Source organism: Microvirga zambiensis WSM3693 (assembly GCF_016735695.1).
Taxonomy (GTDB): domain Bacteria; phylum Pseudomonadota; class Alphaproteobacteria; order Rhizobiales; family Beijerinckiaceae; genus Microvirga; species Microvirga zambiensis.
The window spans coordinates 1-814 of record NZ_JAERQD010000215.1; the positions used below are offsets into that span (position 1 = coordinate 1).

General features: G+C 57.0%; 1 protein-coding gene. It reads left to right on the top strand.

Annotated elements, in window-relative coordinates:
• The first annotated feature begins 60 nt into the window (after positions 1-60).
• On the top strand, positions 61-759 hold the full coding sequence (locus tag JKL46_RS34960) for an IS6 family transposase (protein ID WP_201843043.1): 699 nt from the start codon (positions 61-63) through the stop codon (positions 757-759).
• The last annotated feature ends 55 nt before the right edge of the window (positions 760-814 follow it).

Consider the following 814-nt stretch of genomic DNA (forward strand, 5'->3'; position numbering starts at 1 on the left):
GGCACTGTTGCGTTAACCTCGGCAGTGTAATCCGGATCGGCCAGTCGAGGAGCCGTTCTGTTGTCTCTGTTCAAGCGCCGCCGCTTTCCGGTTGAGATCATCCTGCTGTGCGTGCGCTGGTACTGCAAGTACGGCATCAGCTATCGGGACCTGGCTGAGATGATGCAAGAGCGTGGTGTGGAGATCGACCCGAGCACGATCTTTCGTTGGGTGCAGCGCTATGCGCCAGAGCTTGAGAAGCGGGTTCGTCGATACCAGGGACATCGGTCCGGCTCATGGCGTGTTGATGAGACCTATGTGCGGGTTGGCGGGAAATGGAAATATCTGTTTCGTGCGGTCGACAAGCATGGACAGTTGATCGACTTCATGCTTTCAGACCGCCGCAACACCAGGGCTGCCTATCGCTTCCTGCGCAAGGCCCTGAGGACGGTGAGCGACTATCCGCCATCCTCGATCACAACCGACAAACTGGCGTCGTACCCCAAGGCAATCCAGCGCCTGCAGGAGGAGGGTTCGCTGTCGGAAAATGTTGAGCACCGGACATCAAAATATTTGAACAACATCATTGAGGCCGATCATGGAGCGCTCAAGCGTATAGTCCGGCCGACCCGCGGCTTCCAGAGGATGAAAACTGCCTCCGCCACTATCAAAGGCTTCGAGGTGATACGGATGATCCGCCGCGGCCATTGCGGTCTGGTACAGCGCGGCGTGACAGGCGAAATCCGTCTTGTGAACCAGCTCTTCGGTCTTGCGGCCTGAATGACCCATTCGACTGGGTTCGTTTTGCCCTTTTCGAGTTAATGCAACAAAGCCG